At 39.4% G+C, this 22359-nt stretch carries 6 protein-coding genes; 5 read left to right on the top strand and 1 reads right to left on the bottom strand.

What is annotated here, in order from left to right; all coding sequences use genetic code 11:
• The first annotated feature begins 283 nt into the window (after positions 1–283).
• Positions 284–3070: a type I pullulanase gene (gene pulA, locus BM086_RS18950; RefSeq protein WP_242952270.1), complete on the top strand. Its 2787-nt coding sequence runs from the start codon at positions 284–286 to the stop codon at positions 3068–3070.
• Positions 3071–3302: 232 nt separating this feature from the next.
• Here pulA and BM086_RS18945 read toward each other — a convergent pair whose 3' ends face one another.
• Positions 3303–3980, bottom strand: a complete 678-nt coding sequence (locus tag BM086_RS18945; RefSeq protein ID WP_092331403.1) for a hypothetical protein — start codon at positions 3978–3980, stop codon at positions 3303–3305.
• Positions 3981–4579: 599 nt separating this feature from the next.
• Here BM086_RS18945 and BM086_RS18940 point away from each other — a divergent pair.
• From BM086_RS18940 to BM086_RS18925, 4 genes are all read left to right on the top strand, one after another.
• On the top strand, positions 4580–15046 hold the full coding sequence (locus BM086_RS18940) for a non-ribosomal peptide synthetase (protein ID WP_092331398.1): 10467 nt from the start codon (positions 4580–4582) through the stop codon (positions 15044–15046).
• 272 nt (positions 15047–15318) lie between these two features.
• On the top strand, positions 15319–17313 hold the full coding sequence (locus BM086_RS18935) for an HD-GYP domain-containing protein (RefSeq protein ID WP_242952269.1): 1995 nt from the start codon (positions 15319–15321) through the stop codon (positions 17311–17313).
• Positions 17314–17326: 13 nt separating this feature from the next.
• A complete protein-coding gene (locus BM086_RS18930) occupies positions 17327–21559 on the top strand; it encodes a hybrid sensor histidine kinase/response regulator (RefSeq protein ID WP_175560383.1) in 4233 nt (1410 codons plus the stop codon).
• 14 nt (positions 21560–21573) lie between these two features.
• Positions 21574–22353, top strand: a complete 780-nt coding sequence (locus tag BM086_RS18925; RefSeq protein WP_242952268.1) for a response regulator — start codon at positions 21574–21576, stop codon at positions 22351–22353.
• Positions 22354–22359: the final 6 nt, after the last annotated feature.

The raw sequence follows: 22359 nt of genomic DNA, 5'->3' as shown, positions 1-22359 counted from the left end.
CTGTTCAGACAGAAATGTACACTATGCTGGGCATTTCGTGAAAAAAAGATTCAGGATGTAGCGTATTCCTTCTACGAAGTCGAATTGGAATGAATGCGCGAATTAGTTACTGGAGCGAGCTGATAGCAAGTGAGCAGTAACTAATTCGCGCATTTTTCTGTGCTACCTAACAAGTGAAAATATCGCTTTACGACATAATTCTTGTGTAGTAGAATGAAAACTAAGGAAAACGTTTTCTTAGTTGAAGGATTACTTTTATGCAAGAGAAAGGGGAGGTTGTAAGGTGAAGTGTGTGAAAAAAGTATTGGTTTCGATACTGGCAGTTGCAATTATATTTGCGTTAGTGATGCCGGGTTTTGGAACCGTGATAATCGCAAGGGCTGACGAAGGGGTTACTTTGAAGCTGCATTATCACAGAGAAGATGGAGATTATTCTCCATGGGATGTTTGGATGTGGCCTGAAGGCGGTGAAGGTCAGGGAATTCCTTTAGAGGAAGAAGATGGTGATATGGTAGCAACGTTGTCTGTTCCGGCAGGAGCGGTCAAGGTTGGCTATATTGTCAGAACTCAGGACTGGACCAAAGATGTTGATATGGACCAGTTTATTGATCTTTCAGAGGTTGTTTCAGGAACAGTTCATGCCTATGTTGAATCTGGTGTGGAAGGCGCAGTAAAAGAATATGGAGATGATGTCGTGACCGGAACTAAGTTAAAGAGTGCAGTATATGATGGCAAGAATACAGTTACAGTTCTTTTTACAGGGGAACTTTCAAAGAATCAGGAAAAAGACTTTTATGTTATCGGAAGACTTGGAGAAGTTGGCGTAAATGAAGTTAAAGTTGCGGAAAAAGTGTCAGATAGCGAATATTACTATGATCTTACGATAGAAAAAAAACTTGAATTTAACAGAAATTATCGCGTTGGCTTTGAAAACCAGGAATATGAGATAAATATGCCAATCGTTTATTCTACAAAAGAATTTGAGGATAAGTATACATACGATGGAGATGATCTCGGAGCAACGTATAGCGCTGAAAAAACAGCCTTTCGTGTGTGGGCGCCAACTGCTGAGGCGGTATATGTCAATCTGTACGAAACAGGAGATCCATGGGAAAATAACTTAAAAGAAAAAGTTGAAATGACATCAGATGTAAATGGCACATGGAAAGCTGATGTCGCAGGGAACCTGGCAGGAACCTATTATACATATACAGCTGTGATTGACGGACTTAATGTGGAGGCATGTGATCCTTATGCAAGAACTACCGGCGTTAACGGCAAACGCGCTATGGTTACAGATCTTGATGCAACCGATCCTGCTGATTGGGATAAAGATACTAATCCACATGCGGGAGAGAAGATTAATGATGCTGTGATCTATGAGCTTCATGTAAGAGACTTTTCAGTTTCTGAGGCAGGCGGAATTGCTGATGTCGGTAAATACACTGCTTTTACCAAAACAGGAACAAAGACAGCGGGCGGACAGGCAACCGGCATTGATTATTTAAAAGATCTTGGCGTAACACATATTCATATTTTGCCGTTTTATGATTTTGGCTCTGTGGATGAGAACGCTCCTACTTCTGAGCAGTTTAACTGGGGCTATGATCCTGTGAACTACAATGTTCCTGAGGGTTCATATTCAACGGATCCGTATCATGGGGAAGTTCGTGTTAAAGAGGCAAAAGAGATGGTGAAGGCCCTTCACGATAACGGACTTTCAGTTGTTATGGATGTTGTTTACAATCACGTTTATAGCGGAAAAGATTTCTGCATTAACCGTCTTGTTCCGGGATATTTTTCCAGAATAAATGCAGACGGATCTTATTCAAATGGTTCAGGCTGCGGCAATGATACAGCTTCAGAACGAACAATGGTCAGGAAGTATATTGTAGATTCCGTATGTTATTGGGCTGATGAGTACCATATTGATGGCTTTAGATTTGACCTTGTTGGTCTTTTGGATACAGATACTATAAATGAGATTGTTTCTGAGGTGCATAAGACTCATCCTGATGTGATATTCTATGGTGAAGGCTGGAGCATGAATACTGATGTTACAAAAGAAAATGTGACACTTGCTACTCAGCAGTCATCAGCAAAGACACCGGGATTTGCATACTTTAATGACAATATTCGTGATGGACTTAAGGGCAGCGTATTTAATACTGCTGAAACTGGCTGGGCCTCCGGTTCCACAGGAAAAGAAAGACAGATGACTTCATCCTTTATGGCACAGGAGAGCTGGAGCAAAGAACCTTCACAGATTGTACAGTACGCTTCTTGCCATGATAATAACACTCTTATTGACAGAATAGCTACTGCAAGAACTGATTTAGACAGGGATTCATGGGTAAAGATGAGCAACCTTGCTGCTGCATATTATTTGACAGCTGAGGGAATTCCTTTCATGCAGGCCGGAGAAGAGATACTTCGTACCAAGCAAAAAGAAGATGGAACCTATGATTCTAACAGTTATAGCTCCGGAGATGCAATAAACTGCATTAAATGGGAAAATCTTGACCTTCCTGAATATCAGACTAACCTTAAGTATTACAAAGGTCTGATTGAGTTCAGAAAAGCTCATGGTTTGTGCAGATTATCCACAGCTGAAGAGGTGGCAGGCAGAGTTTCTGCTATTGAAGGGCTCGATAAAAATGTTATTGCATTTAGCATGGATAATGCTGATAGAAAAGTTGAAGGCGAAAATGCAGAGAGCATACTCCTGATATTTAATCCTAACCAGAGCGAAACTACAGTTAAGCTTCCTGAAGGAAATTGGAATGTATGTGTAAAGGGAACAGAGGCAGGAAACAGCTCACTTGAGACTGCAAGCGGTAGTGTATCTGTTGCACCGATTTCTACGCTTATTCTCACAAAGGGTGATGAGACAATCGCTTCTGCAACAGATAAAAAAGAAGATAACAGTGTAAATGAAAACAGTGAAAAAACATCTGATAATGTCAGTGAATCGTCAAACTCACAAAATACAGGTTTGATTGTTGGAATAATAGCAGTTTTTGCTGCAGCTGTGGCGGCTGTTCTACTATTATTTAAGAAGAAAAAGTAAAAATGACATAAAAAATGGAGCTGCGCACTAATTTTTGAGTGCTGCAGCTCTATATTTTTTATTATTCGTGTATTTTATAGTTTTTGTACTTATGTAGATAATCGCATGATTAATGATCAGCATGCCTTACTGTAGTAAGATGATTTTGGGATTTACATCCTTATCACATTATTTTCTTATCATACATATTATTTTACTATAAACAAAGACGATGCTTGTATACAAAACTCATTTACACTAACGCCAATAATTTATTCTTAATGCAGATCTTAGCTGAGAGTATCTTCTCAGATGCATCTTCAAATTCTACAGTTATCTTTCCTGCTGAAACGCTCTTGATTGTTCCCTGACCGTATTTGGTATGTGAAACAGTGCTTCCTTCAGGGAAAGTTTCCTTGATCTCATCATCGGTTAATTCAGGTTCTACTACCTTTGTAATCTTAACAACAGGTGCAGATACAGCGCGCTTTGGTTTGTATGAATCATTTTCACAGAGGCATTCAAGAACGAGGTCAAGATTTTCATTGGTGAAGAAAATGATCTCGTGAGGCAAATTCTTGTCAGTATCATTTAACTGCAAAAGTCTGTTACCATTTTTAATAAACAGAATTGCCTTACTTCCGACTTCTTCATAGCCTGTGATAACATCTTCTATTTCGTCCTTATCATTTTCTCTCAAAAGAATAGCAAGGTTTTCGGATTCGGCCATTCTCTTTAGAGAATTAAAATCTTTTTCTGTAGCATGGAGCTGGTATCTGTTAAATAATAGTGTGTTCACATTTAAGATTGAACCGTTATCGCCAAACTGACAGATAGTATTATAATCGTCATCGCGTTTCATAGTCATTTTCAGTTCTTTGTCCTGAATAAGCTTGCATGCTTCTTCGTATGAATATAATTGATTTTCCATATTCCTAAAACATTCCTTTTCTTCTTTAAAAATCTGCGCAAGAATGTATGATACAACAACATAGAAATGCTTTCAATAGGGAAATTATGATTATTGTGTGTTCAATAACGTTTTGTCTGTTGTTAATATAATGAGTGCTATAAGACAGTAATGTCAGTATGCATTATTTACAAAGAATTATTATATGCTTGGAAGAAATTTGGACGAATTATTATTGCTATATTATTGTTGAAAAAGAAGTATTGTCAGAGAAGCGTGTGAATATGATTCAGTATGCAAACAAGCCCTTCGACGTAAGTCGACTTTAACTGGCTTGTTTGCTGATATCTTGAATGATCCATTCAAGATATCATATGTTGTTGCTGCACAGACAGAAATAAGTACTAGTGTAGTTGTTTTTATATTTCTCAACTATATTGCTTAGATAAAATCTAAATTCTGCAAGGCGGAAGAAAGCGTCGATGAGGGTACATCGACAAATGATGACACAGCAGTAAGTGCCTCGTTTGTGTGATTCCGTTCAAAAATATATAGTATAATTGTAGATGGATATATTTTAAACGGATTATTGTAACTTTGGATGCGGGAGGTTTTGCGTAATGCAGGGCGAGATGAACTTAAGGGCCTATGATTTTCATACTGATTATCCATTAAGCCAGACGCAGAAGGGGATATTAGCTGAATCACTTAAGCATCCTGATTCTACAATTTATAATGTCCCTGCGCTATTTGAATTGTCCGATAAAATAGATATGGTCAGGTTGAAAGAGGCAGTAGATAAGGCAATAGCGTCGCATCCGTACTTGAATATCCGGATTTTTGCAGATGAAACGGGTAATTACAAAGTAAAGCCAGGTGAGCCTCCACTGCCGGAGGCAGAAATAATAAGGGGTAAGGCACTTCCAAAGGATTTGGTCAAGCCGTTTAAGCTTCTTGGTGGTGAGCTATGCAGAGCAAGTCTGTTCATTACTGAGGATAAGAATTATCTTTACATAGAATGTCACCATATTATTCTTGATGGCACAAGCACAGTGCTTCTTATAGATAACATAAATAAGTTATATAACAGGGAAGATGCTGAGCCTGAAACTTATTCCGGATTCGATGTTGCTTTGGATGAAGAAGATGAGCGGAAAAGTCCGCAATATGCTATTGCAAAGGATTATTACGAAAGGCTTCTTTCAAATGTGGACAGGGACATGCTCCCTAAAGGGGATAGCCGTTCTGGAGTTGAAAAAGCAGGCTTTTGCAAGGTCGTCTCCTCAAAGCTGGATCAAAGAGTAATTTCTACGTGGTGTAAAAAGAATAAAGTTAAGAAGAGCGCCTTTTACAATGCGGTATTTTCCTTTGTACTGGCAAAATATGATAATAAAAATGAAGCGGTCTATACAACAATCTATAACGGTCGCAAGGACGCTCGTACCAGAAGAACTGTTGCAATGATGGTCAAGACCTTGCCAGTTGTTTGCAAGTTTGATGGAAACGAGAAAGTTACTGATTTTGTTCTAAAAATTAATGAACAGATTAAGAATAACATAGCAAATGATGTTTTTTCTTTTGTTGATATTTCCAGGTCTTTTGGCTTTTCATCGGATATTATGTTTGCCTATCAGGGGGATGGATTTGCACTGAATAATGTGGGCGGTGAACCTGCAAAGTTTAGATTACTTCCGGTTGATGGGGAACAGAGCAGCTTTGGCATTACTGTATATATCATTGATGGTAAGGCTACTTTTGAATGCGATTATGATGCGGGGCGCTACAGCGAGAATTTTATGAGGAGCTTTGTGGCTTCAATGGAAGAGGCTGCTTTGGAATTTATGCATAGGGAGTGCCTCAATGAAGTAAGTATTCTAAGTGCTGATGCGATGGCAGAGATAAGGGCATTTAATGATACGGCTTTCTATGTCCCTTTTATGCCTTGCCACAAGCTATTTGAAAAGCAGGTTTCAGAGCATCCGGATCAAATAGCTTTTGTCAATTCTTATGGAAAGATAACCTTTGAAGAAGTAAACAGGCGGGCAAACTGTATTGCTAATGCTTTACTTGCTAAAGGTATAAAACTTGATGATACGGTTGGAATCCTTTTTCCTCGTGGCGTAGATGCGGTATGCGCAGAGCTTGGGATAATGAAGGCGGGAGGAGCTTTTTTACCTATGCTTTCAGACTATCCGGATGACCGTATCGATTATTGCATGACGGACTCCTGCAGCAAATATCTTTTGACTACAGATGAAATCTATAGCAGGCGAAAAGCGTCATTTTCTGATAAAAAATGGACATTTATGCCGATATCAGACTTTATGGAAGAAGGCAAATGTGATAATCCTGATATCGATGTTCCTTCTGATGCGCTGGCGTATTGCATCTATACTTCCGGTTCCACAGGAAATCCGAAGGGTGTAATGGTTGAGCATGGAAATCTTTGCAATTTCTTGAATGTTAACCCCAAGAACAATGAATGTTTGAATTATGTATCAGCCGGCGATGTGGCGCTGTCTATCTCGGCACTTTCTTTTGATGTGTCCATAATGGAGATATGGTTGACTCTTACAAGTGGGAAGACCTTGTGCATGGCTCTGGAGGATGAAATAATGAATCCTTTGCAATTGTTCAAGGTTATTACATCTCAAAAGGTGGATATAATCACCTGCACACCGTCATTTCTTTTAAATATACTCGATATTCCTGAGGCATCTGAGGCACTTCGAGGAATCAAACTATATGATATAGGAGCCGAGGCTTTCCCACCTTCTCTTTTCGCTAAAATCAGGAATGTAAGCCCGAATGCAGTTATTATAAATGGATATGGCCCTACTGAGACGACAATAAGCTGTTTGTCTAAGATGGTAGAAAGTTCAGAAAACATTACTATAGGCAAGCCGGCAGCTAATGTTAAGGCGTGGATCATTGATGGTTTTGGTAATGTCTTGCCTCCATTTGCTACAGGCGAGCTGGTGATAGGAGGTAGTGGAGTTTGCAGAGGTTATATGAATCTGCCGGATAAAACAAGTGATGTTTTCATAACGATAGAGGGGGACAGAGCCTATAAAACCGGCGATATTGCGCGCTTTATAAATGGTGAAATAGAGTTTTTTGGGAGAAAAGACAATCAGATTAAGTTCCATGGCCTTCGCATAGAGCCTGATGAGATTGCAGCGGTCATTAATTCATATTCCGGCATAAATCAGAGCTGTGTGACCGTGCGCAGGAATAATGCGGGAGAAGATATCCTATGCGCCTATTTTACTGCCGCTAAGCAGATAGAAGTAGCTGGCTTGAAAGAATTTATTTCAAAAAAGCTGGCACATTATATGGTGCCGTCTTCCATTGTGCAATTAAGCGATATTCCTACAACGAAAAATGGCAAGATTGATATGAGTGCACTTCCTGAACCTGTGATAAGCAAGGATGAGCTTGTTCCGCCGAAAAACGATGCTCAGAAAAGGATATTTGACCGCGTTTCAAAGGTTTTGGGACATACAGATTTCGGAATTACGACAAACTTATATGATGCAGGCTTGTCTTCTTTGGGCGCGATTCGTCTTGTCGTTCTTCTTGCAAAAGAATTTGAGGCGATTTTTACAGTACATGACCTAAGAGAAAATCCAACTGTCGAGGCAATTGAGAAATCTTTATTATGCCATGGGAAGAAGGAAAAATACGAAGTTTTAGATGTTTATCCGTTAAGTCAGACACAGCAAGGAATACTTGCGGAGAGCCTTTGGCATCCAGATACAACAATTTACAATATTCCGGCATTATACCATCTTTCAGATAAGGTTGATATTAATCGGCTTAAGGCAGCACTGTGCAAATGTGTTTATGCACATCCATATCTTAGCGCACATCTCATTTATGATGAGAAAGGGAACGTTCTTGTTAAAAGAAATGATGATAAAGAGCCGTTTGTAGAGATAATTGAGACCAGGTCTTTGCCAAAGGATATGGTCAGGCCATTTAAGATGATAGGAGAGCGCCTGTACCGCTTGAAAATATATGTGACTGACGCAGGGAACTATCTGTTTATGGATTTTCATCACATTATTTTTGATGGAGCAAGCAATACTGTTTTTATGCAGGATATTAATTCTGCTTATGAGAGTAAAGAGCCGGAAAAAGAGAATTTTACAGGCTTTGATGTTGCTGTTTACGAGGAAAAACTTCGTGGAACTGAGCGGTATGACAGGGCAAAAGCATATTATGAGAATCTATTGGCGGATACTGAATTTCAGATGCTGCCTGAGGGCGATGTATATGGGAAAACGAAGGCTCTAGGGACATTTTGCATAACTTCAGAAATTGATACGGCAATGATAACTGACTATTGTGGCAAACACGGCTTTTCACAAAATGCCTTTTATAATGCGGTATTTTCCTTTGTGATGAGCAAATATAATTACAGTGAAGATGTTTTATATACCACGATTTATAACGGAAGAAATGATTCAAGGCTTGAACGGGCGGTAATTATGCTTGTAAAGACTTTTCCTGTGCGTTTTAAGGTTGGCAGAGAAAAGAAGATAACTTCTTTTGTGTCAGAAGTAGGCCGCCAGCTTATAGATTCCATGGATAATGACATTTACACTTTTGCGGAGATATCACATGAGCACAATATTTTACCGGATATTATATTTGCTTATCAGGGAGAAACATCAGAATCCTGCGTAATTGCGGGCGAGCCGGCGATAGAATGTCCTATTTTTCTAAGCGAAGCAAAAGCGCCTATTCATATTGATGTCTTTGAAAAGGATGGAAAGGTTCTTTTTACCGGTGAGTATAGGGAAGATATCTATAGCGGAGAGTATATTAGTAGGCTACTTAGATGCATTGAGAAAGGCATTTTCCAATTTCTGGTAAAAGAAAGGCTAGATGAAGTCTCTTTAGCTGATGAACATGATATAGAAGAGATGGATGCATTTAATGAAACAAAAGAAAGCTTTCCTGAATCAGATATCGTATCTTGTTTTATTGATGTTGCAGAGAGATTTCCAGGCAATAAAGCAGTTATTTATAAAGAAAAAGAGTTTACCTATAGCCAGGTGATGGATATTTCCGGGCGTATAGCGGGAGCCTTGGCAGATAGGGGGATTGGCAAGGGCGATGTGGTATCTGTTCTGATTCCAAGATGCGAGTATATGCCGATTGCTGCATTGGGCGTATTACGGGCAGGAGCAGTTTTAGAGCCGCTTGATGCTTCTTACCCTAAGGATAGACTTTCTTTTATGATAAAAGATGCAGGTAGCAAATTGCTGATTGCAGATAAAGATATGGCTCAACTTGTTCCTGATTACAGTGGGGATATGCTTTTTATTTGTGATATCCAGAATCTTCCTTGCAGCGATACTAAAGAAGCAATTTCGCTAAAAGACCTTTTTATCCTGTTATATACTTCAGGCACTACGGGAACTCCAAAAGGAGTGATGCTTGAGCATGGGAATATTTCCAATTTCTGTGCCTGGTATCGTGATTACTATAAACTTGATGAAAACAGCCGCGTTGCTGCATATGCAAGCTTTGGTTTTGATGCCTGCATGATGGATATGTTCCCGGCACTGACTGTCGGAGCAAGTGTCTGCATCATGGAGGAAGAGATAAGATTTGACCTTGTTGCAATGGAAAAATGGTTTGAGCAAAAGAAGATTACTCATGCCTTTTTGACAACGCAGGTTTGCAGACAGTTTTATGAAATGACCAAGAACTCAAAGCTTAAATATTTGTCGGCAGGTGGCGAAAAACTTGTTCCTGTTGCTATAGATAAAGAGCAGCCCAAACTATTTAATGGTTATGGCCCCACTGAGTGCACGATTTTTTCTACAGTTATGCCTGTTACAGCCTGGTATGGGAAGATTCCTATCGGCAGACCGATCAGTAACTGTAAGTGCTATGTGGTGGACAAGGATTTCAACCGTTTGCCGCCTTATGTTCCTGGAGAGCTTCTGATTGCCGGAAAGGGTGTTGGGCGCGGTTATCTTAACAGACCTGAACTGACAAAAGAAGTATTTATAACTAATCCTTTTAGCGAGAATGAGGATTATCGACGCGCATATCGCAGTGGTGATATAGTACGACTTTTGCCGGACGGTAATCTTGATTTTATTGGGCGAAATGATGGTCAGGTAAAGGTACATGGCTATAGGGTTGAACTCTCAGAAGTTGAAGAAGTTATCCGCAAGTTTCCGGGAATTATCGATACTACTGTTATGGCCTATGAAAATGAGTCAAGCGGAGAAAAAAATATCGCTGCATACATTGTTAGCGACAAAGAGGTGGATAAAACAGCTCTTTGTGATTTTGTGCGTGAGAAAAAGCCTTCATATATGGTGCCCGGGGCAATAATACAGATTGAACGAATACCGCTTACTCAGAATGGAAAAGTAAACAAAAATGCATTACCAAAGCCATCTGCTTCAAACAAAGAAATCGCTGGGGAAAAAGATAGCGTTGTGCCTTTAAACTTATTGGAGAAAGAACTTAAATCAATGGTTTCTGAAATTCTTGGTACATCAGAATTCGGGATCACTGATTTATTTAAGCACCTTGGGCTTACTTCGATATCAGGAATCAGGCTTTCTTTGCTGGTATATCAAAAATATGGTGTTCAGATAAGCGCGCAAAGGCTGATAAGTGGAGGAAGTATACTTAGCGTTGAAAATGAGATTCTGTCGGCACTTTTGGGGAAGAAAGGCGGTAAAGCAACAGATACTGGGATAAAGAAAGATAGCGAAGTAACAGAAATAGGGAGTAAAAGTGGCAGTAAATCTAAGAAGTCTTGCAGACTTTCATTTATTCAGGAAGGCATATATGCGGAATGTCAGGCAAATCCAGGCACTGTGCAGTACAATATGCCATTTGCGCTGAGATTTCCTGAGGGAATTGGCGTAAGGGAACTAATAGATGCTATATATAAGGTCATCTGCGCACATCCATATATTCTTTCCAATTTTGTGACAAATGCAGATAATGAGATCATTCAGGAGCAAAGCACAGAAACTGCTTCTAATAGTATATTTGCTGAGGTTTCTCAGGATGAAAAGAAAGGATTTTATCATGATATTGTAGTTACTGATATTTCAGAAAAAGAAATAGAAGACTACGAAAAATCCTTCGTGCGTTCTTTTGACATTGAGAATGGACCGCTGGTGAGGTTTGAGATTTTAAGGGCCGATTCACTGATTCTTCTTGTTGATATGCATCATCTTATCAGTGATGGCACATCGATGGATATATTCTTTAGGCAACTCTGCGAGGTGCTTGATGGAAAAGAGCCGGAGAAAGAATACTACGACTATTATGATTATGTTTCAGATGAACACATAAATGAAGAGGATGAAGCATATTTTGCAAGGCAGATGGAAGAAGTGCCCGAAGCGGTGATGCTGCTCCCTGATATTTATGAGGAAAAATCTGAGCATACTGAAAAGAGCCTTAATGTGCCAACAAATCTAAAAAAGGTAAAAGAATTTGCGCAAAACTTAGGTGTTACACCGGCTGCGGTGTATCTGGCTGCTGTGTATATTGTCATTGGAAGATATGTTTGTGAAGATAACCTGGCTATTGCAACCGTTTCCAACGGACGAAGCAATGTCAAAACTTCTGGCTCCATGGGAATGTTTGTAAATACGCTGCCCCTTGTTATGTCTTTTTACAAGGATGAAAAGATATCAGATTTCATAGGCCGTGTTGCCAAGAATCTTTCTGAAACCATAGAACACGAAAAGTATCCCTTTAGCCGCCTTGCGCGCAAGTATGATTTTCATCCTGCGGTTTCGTTTGCCTATCAGATTGGGGTGATAAATGATTATCACACAGAAAAAGGTCGTGTTGAAGTGAAGGAACTGGATCTTGATTTAGCAAAGATTCCTGTAGCTATATACATTAATGGGACTTTGGATAATGCAAACATTACAATAGCCTATGACAGCGCACTTTACAGTGAAGGTATGATGAGTTCTCTGGCAGATAGTATGGAAAACGTAGTCAGAGGACTACTAAGCTGCAGCATTCTCTCGGAAATAAGCCTAACCGGGCCAAAGCAGTGGGAGGTGCTTGATAGTTATAATCTTCCGTGGGATCTGGATTATGATAAAAAAGATACTGTGGTTTCTGCGTTTAAGAAAACTGCAGCTCTTTTCCCTGAAAAGATTGCGGCAGTATATAAGGATAAATCCTATACCTATAAAGAACTTGATGAAATAACGGATTCTTTGGCTGCGAAAATCTACCATATTGTTGTAGGGGAAGCAGGTAAAAGAAATCTTTCAGAAGAAATTGTTGCGATACTGGTCCATAGAAATGAGAATGTTTTTTTGCTTCCTATGGCTGTTATTAAGGCCGGGCTTGCCTATGAGCCCCTTGATCCGGACTATCCGAAGGACAGATTGAACTTTATGGTGAATGATGCCGGGGCGAGCCTTCTTTTAGCAGAGGATGACCTAGAAGGAATTGTGGATGAATATAATGGAAAAGTTCTGACAGTAAGCGAGCTCTTTTCCATGGAGGATTTTGGGGTAGAGCCTTGTGGTCTGTCCCCTGAAGATTTATTTATCGTGCTTTATACATCGGGGTCAACAGGGCTACCTAAGGGCTGCCAGATTGAGCATAGAAATATGATTTCTTATGCACATGGAGTCAGGAACGATTTTTATACAAGGGAAGATAGAATTGCGGCCTATGCTTCCTTTGGTTTTGATGTAAATATGTCAGATGTATTCTGCACTTTGTTAAATGGTGGAACAGTTTATCTGATTTCTGATGAGGATAGGATGAATCTGGATGCTTTGGCGGCCTATATAGAAAAAGAAGGCATTACGGCGCTTTTATTGACTACCCAGGTGGGGATTCAGTTTGTGCAGAACTATCCGAGTTCACAGTCGCTTAGAATGCTTGTGGTTGGCGGGGAGAAGCTTCCTGCTATTGATGTATCGGATTTGTCATACAGGGTTGTAAATGGCTATGGTCCAACAGAAAACTGCTGTGGAGTAAGCCTATTTCCTATTAAAAAATGGGAGCCCAATATCCCTATCGGAAAACCTATGGCTACTATTCATGGATATGTTCTTGACAGGACAGGCCACAGATTGCCTCAGGGAGCAGCAGGAGAGTATTGCCTGTCAGGCCCTCAGGTAAGCAGGGGATATTTAAATCACCTCGATAAGACAAGTGAAGTATATGAAAAATGTCCTTTTGACGAATTTAGAATGTATCATACAGGAGATATTGTGCGCTACCGGGCAAATGGCGATGTGGAATTTGTCGGACGTAAGGACGGACAGGTCAAGATACGGGGCTTCCGTGTTGAGACAAAAGAAGTCGAAGCTGTCATTAGAAGTTTTGATGGGATACGTGATGTTACAGTTCAGGCATATGACTATGAAAATGGTGGTAAGTATCTTGCTGCCTTTGTAGTCAGTGATAAAGCTGTGGATATATCTGCTCTTTTACAATTTATAAAGGACAGAAAGCCTGCATATCTGGTGCCACAGGTCATTATGCAGATTGAGAAGATTCCGCTGACTGTCAACATGAAAGTAGATAAAAAAGCTCTTCCAAAGCCTGTGTATAAAAAGGCAGGTTATGTGGCGCCAAAGGGTAAGATTCAAGAGAAAATATGCAGCATTTTTGCAGAAGCCCTTGGAGCGGATAAAGTGGGCGCAGAAGATGATTTCTTTGAACTTGGAGGAAGCTCTATTCTGGCGATGAAAGTGGTGGTTGCTGTTAAAAAAGCAGGCTATAGCATCGTTTATAATGATGTGTTTAAATATACTACTCCAAGAGCTATGGCGGACTATATAGGTGCAGAGAAAAAACAGGCCATTATTGAAAATATTGAAAAAAAGCCATCTGAGAGCTCTTTAAGTATTCCTGAAAATATTACAGATGACTACGATTACAGCAGGATTCATGAACTTCTTTCTCAGAATACAATAAGTGCTTTTAAGGAAGGAAAAGAGCTTACTATAAATGATGTGTTCCTGCTTGGCGCAACCGGGTATCTGGGCAGCCATGTACTTTATGAACTTATTGAGAATACAGATGCGAAAGTATACTGTCTTGTTCGAAAGAAGCATGATAAAAGTGGCATTCAGAGGCTTCAGAGCATTTTAAAGTACTATTTTGACAATGCTTATGAAAGCTTATTTGATGAAAGAATTTTTGTGATAGAAGGGGATGCTACTGATGCAGGCTCTTTTAATTCATTCAAGGCAAAATCAGAGGATATGCAGGTAATTAACTGTGCAGCCAGTGTGAAGCATTTTGCGAGGGAAAATGAGATTGAGCGCACAAATGTTGACTCAGTAAGAAATATTGTGACCTGGTGCAAGGAAAATAATGCAAGGCTTGTGCATATTTCTACGGGAAGTATTGCCGGAAGTATGGAAGCAGGGAAGTTATCTTCAGATTATCACTTTGATGAGCATATTCTTTATAATGGCCAGATAATTGATAATAATCAGTATGTTCATTCTAAATTCATGGCAGAGCGCTATGTATACGAGGAAATATTAAATCATGGGCTGCGGGCAAAGGTGCTTCGTATGGGTAATCTGGCGCCGCGCCTAACTGATGGGGAATTTCAGATAAATTATATGACGAATAATTCTATGAATACGTTCAGAGCCTATGGAGCTTTGGGAATGATTCCTTATGAGATAATGTCTGAACAGATAGAATTCTCACCGATTGATGTGGCTGCAAAAGCTGTAGTGCTACTTTCTAAAACGCCGGATGCCTGTGTTTGCTTTATACCGATAAATCCGCATAGGGCGCTTACCGGTGATGTGATCCGATGCATGAATGAGGCAGGTTATAAGATATGCTATGTTGATACTGAAATATTTGATCAAAAGCTTGATCTTTATTTATCAGATGAAAAGATGCGTGATAAAGTCAGCAGTCTTAAGACCTATGAAACAAACGATAATACAGTGCAGATCAGGGCTGATATTTGTGATAATTCTCTTACTACAAGTGTCCTGGGACGCCTGGGATTATATTGGCCGGAAACAGGAGAAGAGTATATCAGAGGATTTGTTGACAACCTAAAGCAAAAAGGTTATTGGTAGAAAAAAAGATGTTTTTGCATTTGATTATTAAAAAACGGTTAAACGAATATAAAGCAGAACTTATTGGGTTAAAAATGTGCTAAAATACATATAAATCACTGTTTTTTCATTGCGCTATGGAGGGACAGGCTTTGAAATTTATTTAAAAAAAATCAACTCATGACAGCTTTCTGCGTGTGCTGTTTACTGTCCTGGGTGTGGCGATAAATGCATTATTTTTCTTTATCACGTACAATTTTGGTTTCCCTGTGTATCTTGATACAGTGGGAACTATGCTTGTTGCTGTGGTTGGTGGTATCTTTCCGAGTATTACCACTGCAGTTTTGAGCAATGTATTTTGTGCGCTTATAAGCCATGAAACAATATATTTTGGTTTCGTCAATGCGCTTATTGCAATTGTTACAGCCTGGTTTATCAGGGAAAAATCCTTAAAGAAAATTTCCAATACTATTTTGTATATTCTTGTTGTTGGCTCTCTAAGCGGAATTCTTAGTGCGCTTATACAACATTTCTTTTTAGAAAAAATACAGATGCAGTCTATCCAGGCTTTTATTGAGGTTTTCAGCGCAAATACAAGCCTTGGTAAATTTACGTTGCATATTTTACTTAGTATAGTGCTAAATCTTATTGATAAGGGAATTTCTATCGGAATTGCCTTATTTTTTGCGTATATTATCCCGCAAAACATCTGTGACAAAGTTAGAAATAGCGGCTGGAAGCAAAGACCATTATCAACCGAAGAGGTTAAAAGCTTTAACGTAGTTAGTAATAATACCAGTCATCCGCTTAGAACAAGAATGGCTTTTATGCTGATTGCAGGTGCATTGGCGATTACTGTGATAATGAGTTTTGTTGGAATCAGACTTTATTACGATAATGCCAAGAATGAAAAAGCGCAGAGTGCGAAGAATGCAGCTTCTTTTGCAGCAGAAACAGTCAGTCCTTATGCGATAAGTGAATATGTCAGCAAAGGAGAAGCTGCTTCGGGTTACAGAGAAACAGAGGAGATGCTCTACAAAATCAGAAATAATTCTCTTGGGGTTGAAAATCTTTATGTTTTTCAGGTTCAAAGCGATGGGTTTCATGTGGTGTTTGATCTGAATTCAGATAAGGAAAAGGCTCTTTCTGCAGGGGATGTTGTGCCTTTTAAAGAGGAGTTTGTACCCTATAAAGAAGAACTATTGGCAGGAAAAGAAGTTGAGCCTATAGAGATGAGTTCTATGAAAGGCTGGTTTTTGACAACGTCATGCCCGATCAATGATGATAATGGTATTTGCAGGGGATATGTTGTGGCGGAAGTTTCTTTGTATTATATGGCAAGGTATTTATGGGACTTCCTGATACGTGTAATTCTGGTTATGTCATCGTTTTTTATTGTGATTATTGCTATTGCATTGTGGGCTGCAGGATATGGTCTGGTTTATCCAATAAACAGTCTTGCAATGAGCGTGGAGAATTTTATTTCTGCCGGAGATGATCAGGCCAAACTGGATACAGCTGTAAGGCAGATGCGTTCTATTGATATTCGTACCGGTGATGAGCTTGAAAAGATGTATTACACAATATGCGATATGGCTTTAAAGCAGACTGAAAAAATCCGCAGCATAAGGAGATTTTCTGATTCAACCTTGAAGATGCAGGATGGACTTATTATTACGATGGCGGACATGGTTGAAAACAGAGATTCAGATACCGGGGCACATGTACAGAAAACATCGGAATATGTCAGGATTATTGTCGAGGGACTTCATAAAAAGGGTTATTATCATGAGAAAATAAGCGACAAATTCATGTCGGATGTAGTAAGAAGCGCACCGCTCCATGATATTGGAAAAATCAATGTCTCAGATAAGATTCTAAATAAGCCCGGTAAGCTGACTGATGAAGAGTTTGAAATCATGAAGTCTCATACATCAGCGGGAAAAGAGATTATAGAAAAAGTAATAAATACAGTAAAAGGCGAAAGCTATTTAAGAGAAGCCAGAAATATGGCGGCTTACCATCATGAGAGATGGGATGGAGCAGGGTATCCTGAAGGACTTCATGGAGAAGTTATTCCTCTCTCTGCGCGAATTATGGCTGTGGCAGATGTTTTTGATGCGCTTACTTCACCTAGAGTGTATAAGCCTGCTTTCCCTTTGGATAAAGCGCTTGCGATAATAAGCGAAGGCTCTGGAACACAGTTTGATCCTAAATGCGTGGAAGTATTGATGGATTCAATTCCTGAAGTAAAAGTAGTTCTTAGAAAATACAATCAATATGTATGAATGGAGGTTGCCGGTGAAAAAGATTTTTTTCAACAGTATATTGATGGCAGCTTTTATTGCATGCAGTCTATTTGCGATACAAGCCAAGAGTGCGCCGCTTAAGGTTTCAGCGCCTAAAACGGATTATTCAAGGATTGGCGGCGGATATGCTGCCACAGGCCAGATTAAAGACGCATCATTTACTACAGAGATCTATGATGCTGAAAATGGCCTTCCGACATCCGACGCTATGTTTTTGCTTGGTACCAGTGACGGATATATTTGGATTGGCGGCCATAGTGGGGTGCTTCGCTATGACGGCTCGGTTTTTGAGCAGCTTGATACAAGTGAAGGACTTACAAGTGCAAGAGGCTTTTTTGAAGATAGCAAAGGGCGAATCTGGGTAGGCACAAACGATAATGGAGTTGTGCTTATTGAAGGCGACCAAAGAACACATTTTACCTATGAAGAAGGACTACCCTCATCATCAATCCGTATTTTTACAGAAGATTCAAACGGGAATATTTTTATCGGTACTACAGCTGGAGTATGCTATATTGATAATTCTTTAGTGGTACATCCTATTTTGCATGAAAAGATATCAGATGAGAGAGTGCTTAAGCTCGATAGTGATTCAGCGGGCAGAATTTATGGTCAGACCACAAGTGGAACTATTTTTGCGATAGATAACTGCGAGATTACTGAGGTATATACCAGTTCCGAACTTGGAATGAAAAAAATATCGACTATTCTGGCAGATCCTTATACACCCGGAAAAGTGTATCTTGGAACCGAAGAAAATACTATATATTATGGTGAATTTGGCGATGATTCAAAGAAAATGGATAGGATTTTGGTATCACCGCTTTCCGGTGTGCACTGGATGAGTTTTGATTGTGGAAGAGTGTGGGTGGCCTCAATCAGTACGATAGGTTATCTGGATGAGGAGAATCACTTTAATGTTATCAGGAATGTTCCTCTAAATAGTGGAATAGAAATGATGACTTCCGATTATCAGGGAAATATGTGGTTTGCATCCTCTACTCAGGGAGTAATGAAGATTGTTGCCAATAACTTCATAGATCTTACTTACGAAGCAGGGCTTCCTGAGGGCGTTGTATATGCAACATATCTGTATAATGATGATCTTTATATTGGGACAGATAGTGGATTACAGATTCTTGGTAAAAGAAGGAGAATAATTGATAATAAACTAACGGAATATCTTGAGGATTCCCGAATACGCTGCATTACTTCAGATATAAGGGGAAATCTTTGGTTTGGGACTTATGCTCATGATAAGGGCGTAGTCTGCTATTCATCGGCTGGTGAGATATCAAATTTTACCACTGCTGATGGATTACCGGGCAATCAGATAAAGTGCCTTTACGATACAAATGATGGGAAAATTCTGGTTGGTACGACAAACGGTCTGGCAGTTATTGAAAATGGAAAAGTAACACACAACTATACTGAAAATGATGGTATGGAAAATACACTCATTCAAACTGTCATGGAAACAAATGAGGGAATCATTCTTGCAGGTACAGACGGAGACGGTATTTATGCAATACAGAATGAAAAAATAGAGAAAATCGGGAGAGAGAATGGTCTTAGTAGTGATGTTATAAGACGTATAATAAAAGATGACGAGCATCATATGCTGTGGATCGTCACCTCCAACTCCATTGAATATATGAGAAACGGAATGACAGCGATTGTACTGCATTCATTCCCTTGTAACAACAATTATGAGATATTTTTTGATGATAATGATCTTGCGTGGGTTTTGTCTTCCTACGGCATTTATTGCATAAAAGTAAATGAAATGCTCATGGATAAGATTAGTGATTATAGATTATATACTTTATCCAATGGGTTACCGTATTCAATAACAGATGGTTCTTTTAGCGTTAAAGATGTGACGGGAAATGCTTATATTGCAGGAAGAGGAGGAGTTGTTGAAGTTAGTTTTAATAATTGTTATGAAGAAAGCGAAGATCTTCTACTGACTGTAAAAGGCATATATTGTGATAAAGAATTAGTACCTCAGGATGAAAATGAAGTATATCAGATACCGGCATCGAAGGGGCGTATCCAGATTGATGTCGCAGTTTTAGATTATACAACAAACAATCCTTTGGTAAGAGTCTTTCTTGAAGGCGGACCGGATGATGGCATGACTGTCAGGAGAAAGGAGCTTTTTCCTTTGGAATATTCAAATCTTCCATATGGAAACTATGTTCTTCATCTTCAGGTTCTTGACAATATGACAAAAGAGGTCCTTCAGGACCAAAAATATGATATTAAAAAAGCACCAAGACCTGTTGAACTATTTGCAGTAAAAATGCTGGGTCTTGTAATAGTTATTATAATTGGCGGATTGATAGGATGGGCAGCTCTAAGGACAACCATAATCAGAAAACAATATGATCAGATAAGACTGGCAAAGGAAGAGGCGGAGAAAGCAAATACAGCAAAAACAAGGTTTTTGGCGAATATGTCCCATGAAATCAGAACGCCTATCAACACGATCATGGGCATGAATGAAATGATCATGAGAGAGAATGCAACAAATGTCCCGCAGACATATTTTATGTCGATAATGAACTATTCATTTGATATAAGAAATGCAGCAGAATCTCTTTTGAGTCTTATTAATGACCTTTTGGACATGTCCAAGATTGAGTCCGGAAAAATGCATTTGGTAGAACAGGAGTATGATACTCAGGAAGTTTTAAGGTCCATCGTATCCATGATCCGCTCAAGAAGCACAGAAAAAGGTCTTACATTTGATGTGGTAATAGATGAGATACTTCCCAAAAGGTTATATGGTGATGCAGGCAAGATCAAACAGGTTGTTTTAAATCTTCTTACAAATGCTCTAAAATATACTAAAGAAGGTGGTTTTGCGTTATCTGTATCAATGGATGAAAGGAAGGACGATATAGCAAGTCTTCGCATTTCTGTAAAAGATACCGGAATGGGCGTAAAAGCTGAAGACATGGAGAAGCTTTTTACCGCTTATGAGAGACTTGATGAAGAAAAAAACAGTGCGATACAGGGAACCGGACTTGGCCTTGATATTTCCAGGAAGTTTGCAGAGCTTATGAAGGGAAATCTGTGGTGTGAAAGTGTTTATGGCGAAGGCTCGGAATTTATCTTTACGTTAAATCAGAAGATTGTTGATGACAGTGCTCTTGGAGTGTTTATAGAGCATGACGAGAGCAAGACCAGCGGACCGTATGTTCCTAAATTTATTGCGCCGGATGCGGATATTCTTGTAGTAGATGATACTCCGATGAATCTTAACGTAATAAAGGGACTTTTAAAGGCAACGAAAGTTTTTGTGACCACAGCAGATAATGGTCAGGAAGCGATAGATAAGATAAGAGATAATCATTTTGATGTCGTGCTCTTAGACCATATGATGCCCGGTATGGATGGAATAGAGACACTTGCAGTCATCCGCGAGTTTGCGCCTGACCTTCCTGTGTACGCGCTTACAGCTAATGCGGCAGCAGGAGAAGAGTTCTATAAATCCAAGGGCTTTAACGGTTATCTGTCAAAGCCTGTTGACTGTGAAACACTTGAAAAAACTATAATGAAGCACTTACCGGAGAGTATGATGGAGAAACCAACTGAGGATGATGTCGCGGAAGAACTTACAGAACTACCGGAGGATATGCTTTGGATAAATGAAGTGGAAGGCTTAAATGTTGACGAAGGAATACAGAACTCCGGAGGAGTATCCAATTATATCTTCTCGTTAGATCTTTTCCTGAATACTATAGATGAAAATTATAAGGTCATAAAAGATGCCTTCGACAGCGAGAATATAAGACTATTTACTATCAAGGTGCATGCTTTAAAGAGTTCGGCGCGTATTATAGGGGCCGGCGCTTTATCTGAATTTGCCGCAAGACTTGAAGAAGCAGGTAACGATAAGAACGTAGACTTTATCAAAGAAAATGTTGATGCTCTTTTGGAGCAGTATCTAAAATATAAGGAAAAGCTTTCCAGACTTGTAGCGAATGCTGCTCCTGAGCAGACAAAGGGAATGATTCCTGAAGATGAACTAAAGGATGCTTATGATGCTTTACATGATCTTATACCGCAGATGGATTATGACGCGGTGGAAATGATCATGAACAGCCTTGCAGAATATACACTTCCGGAAAAAGATGCGGAAGTAATGAATGAATTAAATAAAATGATGAAACGATTTGATTGGGAAGGAATGGAAACACTGATCAATAATTGCTAAGGAAAGGCATGACTATGAATAACTTATTGTTCAAGAAAAAAATGGTATTTACGGGTGGAAAAGAAACATTCATATTGCGTGCGCTCATGGATAAGGTAAAAGCTTCGCAGATTGACTGCAAGTTTGTGCCTTTCAATGTGGACGACATTAATACTGCGATGGAGGATGTATCGCTTTTGGCGATATATATGGATGAAACAATTAAGCTAAAGGAAGACATCCTTCACTTCCTTGTTGATAGTCTTGAGGAAAAAAGCGGAAAGCTTATTCTTATAGGAGAACAGATAGACTTAAATTACGTTACCGGGCTTGTAACTGATGAAATCATCTATAAGACTTTTTCAAGACCGGTAAACAATGAAGATTTTGTTTCGTCTATTAATGACTATTTTAACAAGTCTGATTCGGGAGAATTTAAGAAAAGTATTCTGATCGTTGATGATGATCCCCATTATCTTACAATTGTAAGGCAATGGCTTAAGAACGATTATAAAGTGGCTATGGCAAATTCGGGGCTTCAGGCAATAAAGTATCTTGGAAAGAATAAGGTTGACCTAATTTTGCTGGACAATGAGATGCCGGTAACAAGCGGACCACAGGTTCTTGAAATGCTTAGAAGTGATGCAGAGACCAGCAGTATTCCGGTAATCTTTTTGACCGGAAAGAGTGATAAGGAAAGCGTTATGGCGGTAGTATCGCTAAGACCTGAGGGGTATTTCCTTAAAAATATCCAAAAGGATGAGCTTTTGGAAAAATTGAAGGAGTTTTTTGTGCTTAATAGCGTCAAGGGGTAAAGATAA

This window comes from Butyrivibrio sp. YAB3001, assembly GCF_900112195.1.
GTDB lineage: Bacteria > Bacillota > Clostridia > Lachnospirales > Lachnospiraceae > Butyrivibrio.
This window is presented reverse-complemented; position numbering and strand designations above follow the sequence as displayed.

What these genes read in the sequence shown, in the direction of transcription:
- BM086_RS18935 (WP_242952269.1), top strand. Translation starts at nt 15,319, where the DNA reads ATGCTTGTTGCTGTGGTTGGTGGTATCTTTCCGAGTATTACCACTGCA.
- BM086_RS18945 (WP_092331403.1), bottom strand. Translation starts at nt 3,980, where the DNA reads ATGGAAAATCAATTATATTCATACGAAGAAGCATGCAAGCTTATTCAG.
- BM086_RS18940 (WP_092331398.1), top strand. Translation starts at nt 4,580, where the DNA reads ATGCAGGGCGAGATGAACTTAAGGGCCTATGATTTTCATACTGATTAT.
- BM086_RS18925 (WP_242952268.1), top strand. Translation starts at nt 21,574, where the DNA reads ATGAATAACTTATTGTTCAAGAAAAAAATGGTATTTACGGGTGGAAAA.